1 protein-coding gene is annotated in these 289 nt (G+C 33.9%); it reads right to left on the bottom strand.

Going from position 1 to position 289, the window contains the following annotated elements:
- The coding region (locus VU18_RS17430) for a transposase (RefSeq protein ID WP_152668832.1) at nucleotides 1-289 on the bottom strand (289 nt) is incomplete at both ends.

The following is a 289-nucleotide window of genomic DNA, read 5'->3' as shown; positions in this document are numbered from 1 at the left end:
AATGACAAGTTTGCCAATTTGATTTTCAATACAGTAGTTAATGATGTAACGGCAAGTCTTGTTGATATAATCATTCACTTTATTATTGCGATTCATAGCAAGCAAAGCCTGTTTACGAGTGGTGCCTTTGATTTTTTGCTTATCTTTTATGCTTTGAAGTCTGGCATTTTCTTTGTTAAACCATTGATTTATACTTTTTAATCTCCGCCCATCAATGATGAATGATCTGCCGTCTGATGTGACACAAGTGGCAAAATTGTTTAATCCTAAATCAATTGCCAGTGCTTTT

It is taken from the genome of Geobacillus sp. ZGt-1, from assembly GCF_001026865.1.
GTDB classification, from domain to species: Bacteria; Bacillota; Bacilli; order Bacillales; family Anoxybacillaceae; genus Geobacillus; species Geobacillus thermoleovorans.
Note: the sequence above shows the minus strand (reverse complement) of the source record. Positions and strands in the feature narration are given on the sequence as shown.